3 rRNA genes are annotated in these 5,312 nt (G+C 56.0%); all 3 read left to right on the top strand.

What is annotated here, in order from left to right:
- The first annotated feature begins 5 nt into the window (after positions 1-5).
- Positions 6-1,527: ribosomal RNA gene (locus tag H7A69_RS17070) — 16S ribosomal RNA — on the top strand.
- Between the two features lie 414 nt (positions 1,528-1,941).
- A 23S ribosomal RNA gene (locus tag H7A69_RS17065) occupies positions 1,942-5,069 on the top strand.
- Between the two features lie 135 nt (positions 5,070-5,204).
- Positions 5,205-5,312: ribosomal RNA gene (rrf, locus tag H7A69_RS17060) — 5S ribosomal RNA — on the top strand; the annotation flags it as partial.

Genomic DNA, 5,312 nt, shown 5'->3' with positions numbered 1-5,312 from the left:
ATTTTTTTACGGAGAGTTTGATCCTGGCTCAGGACGAACGCTGGCGGCGTGCTTAACACATGCAAGTCGAACGATGATCAGGAGCTTGCTCCTGTGATTAGTGGCGAACGGGTGAGTAACACGTGAGTAACCTGCCCCTGACTCTGGGATAAGCGTTGGAAACGACGTCTAATACTGGATACGACTGCCGGCCGCATGGTCTGGTGGTGGAAAGATTTTTTGGTTGGGGATGGACTCGCGGCCTATCAGCTTGTTGGTGAGGTAATGGCTCACCAAGGCGACGACGGGTAGCCGGCCTGAGAGGGTGACCGGCCACACTGGGACTGAGACACGGCCCAGACTCCTACGGGAGGCAGCAGTGGGGAATATTGCACAATGGGCGAAAGCCTGATGCAGCAACGCCGCGTGAGGGATGACGGCCTTCGGGTTGTAAACCTCTTTTAGTAGGGAAGAAGCGAAAGTGACGGTACCTGCAGAAAAAGCACCGGCTAACTACGTGCCAGCAGCCGCGGTAATACGTAGGGTGCAAGCGTTGTCCGGAATTATTGGGCGTAAAGAGCTCGTAGGCGGTTTGTCGCGTCTGCTGTGAAATCCCGAGGCTCAACCTCGGGCTTGCAGTGGGTACGGGCAGACTAGAGTGCGGTAGGGGAGATTGGAATTCCTGGTGTAGCGGTGGAATGCGCAGATATCAGGAGGAACACCGATGGCGAAGGCAGATCTCTGGGCCGTAACTGACGCTGAGGAGCGAAAGCGTGGGGAGCGAACAGGATTAGATACCCTGGTAGTCCACGCCGTAAACGTTGGGCGCTAGATGTAGGGACCTTTCCACGGTTTCTGTGTCGTAGCTAACGCATTAAGCGCCCCGCCTGGGGAGTACGGCCGCAAGGCTAAAACTCAAAGGAATTGACGGGGGCCCGCACAAGCGGCGGAGCATGCGGATTAATTCGATGCAACGCGAAGAACCTTACCAAGGCTTGACATACACCGGAAACGGCCAGAGATGGTCGCCCCCTTGTGGTCGGTGTACAGGTGGTGCATGGTTGTCGTCAGCTCGTGTCGTGAGATGTTGGGTTAAGTCCCGCAACGAGCGCAACCCTCGTTCTATGTTGCCAGCGCGTTATGGCGGGGACTCATAGGAGACTGCCGGGGTCAACTCGGAGGAAGGTGGGGATGACGTCAAATCATCATGCCCCTTATGTCTTGGGCTTCACGCATGCTACAATGGCCGGTACAAAGGGCTGCGATACCGTAAGGTGGAGCGAATCCCAAAAAGCCGGTCTCAGTTCGGATTGAGGTCTGCAACTCGACCTCATGAAGTCGGAGTCGCTAGTAATCGCAGATCAGCAACGCTGCGGTGAATACGTTCCCGGGCCTTGTACACACCGCCCGTCAAGTCATGAAAGTCGGTAACACCCGAAGCCGGTGGCCTAACCCTTGTGGAAGGAGCCGTCGAAGGTGGGATCGGTGATTAGGACTAAGTCGTAACAAGGTAGCCGTACCGGAAGGTGCGGCTGGATCACCTCCTTTCTAAGGAGCATCTGACCGGCCCTGCTTGCAGGTGCTTGGTTCAGGCGCCGATGCAACCCGAACGTGGTTGCCGGTAGCTCATGGGTGGAACATTGACAGTGCAGTCGGGAGCGTGAGCTTCCGGCCCTAGTACGCCAGCTTGCTGGTTGGGACGGGTCGGGGTGAGCGGGTCGGCTGGTGCACGTTGTTGGGTCCTGAGGGACCAGGCTTCCTGTTGACACGTGAGTGTTGGTGGGGGTTGGGCCTACGGGTCCTTCGTTGGGCCAGGGTGAACCTACCGTTGTGGTGGGGGAGTGCTGGTGCCGATCGTATGTTGAGAACTACACAGTGGACGCGAGCATCTTAGATCGCTCGTGACGATGATCATCCTTCGTGGTGGTTGTTGTTCGAGTCGATCGCAATTTTAATCTTTGTGGTCAAGTTTCTAAGAGCAAACGGTGGATGCCTTGGCATCTGGAGCCGAAGAAGGACGTAGAAATCTGCGATAAGCCTCGGGGAGCTGATAATCGAGCTGTGAGCCGAGGATTTCCGAATGGGGAAACCCCGCCAGGCGACTTGTCGACCTGGTGACTCCCGCCTGAATATATAGGGCGGGTAGAGGGAACGTGGGGAAGTGAAACATCTCAGTACCCACAGGAAGAGAAAACAACATGTGATTCCGTGAGTAGTGGCGAGCGAAAGCGGATGAGGCTAAACCGATCATGTGTGATAGCCGGCGGGCGTTGCATGGTCGGGGTTGTGGGACACGTCGCTCAGTTCTGCCGGACTGGGGCGGTTACAGCGCATCATAGTCGAACCGGTTTGAAAGCCGGGCCGTAGTGGGTGCCAGCCCCGTAGACGAAATGGTGTTATGGCCGGATGTGTATCCCAAGTAGCACGGGGCCCGAGAAATCCCGTGTGAATCTGTCAGGACCACCTGATAAGCCTAAATACTCCCAGATGACCGATAGCGGACAAGTACCGTGAGGGAAAGGTGAAAAGTACCCCGGGAGGGGAGTGAAATAGTACCTGAAACCGTTTGCTTACAAACCGTCGGAGCCTCCTTGTAGGGGTGACGGCGTGCCTTTTGAAGAATGAGCCTGCGAGTTAGTGATATGTGGCGAGGTTAACCCGTGTGGGGCAGCCGTAGCGAAAGCGAGTCTGAATAGGGCGATTCAGTCGCATGTCCTAGACCCGAAGCGAAGTGATCTATCCATGGCCAGGTTGAAGCGACGGTAAGACGTCGTGGAGGACCGAACCCACTTCAGTTGAAAATGGAGGGGATGAGCTGTGGATAGGGGTGAAAGGCCAATCAAACTTCGTGATAGCTGGTTCTCTCCGAAATGCATTTAGGTGCAGCGTTGCGTGTTTCTCGCCGGAGGTAGAGCTACTGGATGGCCGATGGGCCTCAACAGGTTACTGACGTCAGCCAAACTCCGAATGCCGGTGAGTGAGAGCGCAGCAGTGAGACGGTGGGGGATAAGCTTCATCGTCGAGAGGGAAACAACCCAGACTACCAACTAAGGCCCCTAAGCGTGTGCTAAGTGGGAAAGGATGTGGAGTTGCACAGACAACCAGGAGGTTGGCTTAGAAGCAGCCACCCTTGAAAGAGTGCGTAATAGCTCACTGGTCAAGTGATTCCGCGCCGACAATGTAACGGGGCTCAAGCACACCGCCGAAGTTGTAGATTTCGCACACAGACAAGCCTTCGTGGTTCAGTCGTGCGGAGTGGTAGGAGAGCGTCGTGTGGCGAGTGAAGCGGCGGAGTGATCCAGCCGTGGACGCTACACGAGTGAGAATGCAGGCATGAGTAGCGAAAGACGGGTGAGAAACCCGTCCTCCGAAAGACCAAGGGTTCCAGGGCCAGGTTAATCCGCCCTGGGTAAGTCGGGACCTAAGGCGAGGCCGACAGGCGTAGTCGATGGACAACGGGTTGATATTCCCGTACCGGCGAACAACCGCCCAAGCTAATCCAGTGGTGCTAAGAGTCCTAACCCGGCTCACCGGATCCCTTCGGGGTGATGGTGTCCGGTCTAACGCTCGACCCCATGCTGGTGCGGCTAGCGTATGAACAGGTGTGACGCAGGAAGGTAGCTGAGCCAGGCGATGGTATCCGTAAGGTGAACCTGGTGTAAGGGTGTAGGGCTGACGATAGGCAAATCCGTCGTCTGCATGCCTGAGACCCGACGCGTACCCGTAAGGGGAAATCAGTGATCCTATGCTGCCGAGAAAAGCATCGACGCGAGGTTGCAGCCGCCCGTACCCGAAACCGACTCAGGTGGTCAGGTAGAGAATACCAAGGAGATCGAGAGAATCGTGGTTAAGGAACTCGGCAAAATGCCCCCGTAACTTCGGGAGAAGGGGGGCCGGACACGTGATACGGACTTGCTTCGTTGAGCGTTGAAGGCCGCAGAGACCAGTGGGAAGCGACTGTTTACTAAAAACACAGGTCCGTGCGAAGTCGCAAGACGATGTATACGGACTGACGCCTGCCCGGTGCTGGAAGGTTAAGAGGAAGGGTTAGCCCTCGGGCGAAGCTCTGAATTTAAGCCCCAGTAAACGGCGGTGGTAACTATAACCATCCTAAGGTAGCGAAATTCCTTGTCGGGTAAGTTCCGACCTGCACGAATGGCGTAACGACTTCCCAGCTGTCTCAACCGCGAACTCGGCGAAATTGCACTACGAGTAAAGATGCTCGTTACGCGCAGCAGGACGGAAAGACCCCGTGACCTTTACTACAGTTTGGTATTGGTGTTCGGAGTGGCTTGTGTAGGATAGGTGGGAGACTGTGAAGCGGGCACGCTAGTGTTCGTGGAGTCATTGTTGAAATACCACTCTGGTCACTTTGGATGTCTAACGTAGGACCCTGATCGGGTTCATGGACAGTGCCTGATGGGTAGTTTAACTGGGGCGGTTGCCTCCCAAAGAGTAACGGAGGCGCCCAAAGGTTCCCTCAACCTGGTTGGCAATCAGGTGGCGAGTGTAAGTGCACAAGGGAGCTTGACTGTGAGACTGACAGGTCGAGCAGGGACGAAAGTCGGGACTAGTGATCCGGCAGTGGCTTGTGGAAGCGCTGTCGCTCAACGGATAAAAGGTACCTCGGGGATAACAGGCTGATCTTGCCCAAGAGTCCATATCGACGGCATGGTTTGGCACCTCGATGTCGGCTCGTCGCATCCTGGGGCTGGAGTAGGTCCCAAGGGTTGGGCTGTTCGCCCATTAAAGCGGTACGCGAGCTGGGTTTAGAACGTCGTGAGACAGTTCGGTCCCTATCCGCTGCGCGCGTTGGAAATTTGAGAAGATCTATCCCTAGTACGAGAGGACCGGGATGGACGAACCTCTGGTGTGTCAGTTGTTCTGCCAAGGGCACCGCTGATTAGCTACGTTCGGACCGGATAACCGCTGAAAGCATCTAAGCGGGAAGCCGTCTTCGAGATGAGATTTCCATGCACCTTGAGTGTGAGAGGCTCCCAGCAGACTACTGGGTTGATAGGCCGGATGTGGAAGCGGGGACTAACGACCCGTGGAGCTGACCGGTACTAATAAGCCGAAGACTTGACAACACAACTATTTCCCACACCTTCGGGTGTGGGGCTCGCGTCCACTTTGTGGTTCCCGACAGACGATCGGGAATCGAACTGAATACTTCAGCAACGGCTTGAAGAACAGGTTCGGATCCAGGTTTGGGTCGAACATGTTCCGGTGGTCATAGCGAGAGGGAAACGCCCGGTCACATTCCGAACCCGGAAGCTAAGCCTCTCAGCGCCGATGGTACTGCAAGGGGGACCTTGTGGGAGAGTAGGACG

Source organism: Curtobacterium sp. ME26 (genome assembly GCF_903970945.1).
Taxonomy (GTDB): domain Bacteria; phylum Actinomycetota; class Actinomycetes; order Actinomycetales; family Microbacteriaceae; genus Curtobacterium; species Curtobacterium citri.
This window is presented reverse-complemented; position numbering and strand designations above follow the sequence as displayed.